Raw genomic sequence first — 232 nt, 5'->3', positions numbered from 1 at the left:
AACGCGCGGCGATCATCCACAAATCGAATTTAGGGACGTCACGGGCAGAATGATCAGGAACTCCGAAAATGGGTTGATCTTCGGCTACGCCATAGGCGACCGGGTTAACGCGTTGTATCGCCCTGAAGCACCCGCTACGACCGCGATCATCAATGACCGAGGCCCGCTGTGGGGCGCGAGCCTTTGCCGGCCCTTGCCTCTGATAGCGGACTTTGTGGGAGCGAGTTAACCC

The 232-nt window shown here is 58.6% G+C and carries 1 protein-coding gene; it reads left to right on the top strand.

All coding sequences use genetic code 11. The features are described 5' to 3' along the window. Positions 1–229, top strand: a 229-nt coding sequence (locus SB751_RS35690; protein ID WP_410749694.1) for a DUF3592 domain-containing protein, incomplete at its 5' end; no start/stop codon positions are given. Positions 230–232: the final 3 nt, after the last annotated feature.

Origin of the sequence: Cupriavidus sp. SIMBA_020 (assembly GCF_046535395.1) — a bacterium.
Lineage (GTDB): Bacteria > Pseudomonadota > Gammaproteobacteria > Burkholderiales > Burkholderiaceae > Cupriavidus > Cupriavidus campinensis.
This window is presented reverse-complemented; position numbering and strand designations above follow the sequence as displayed.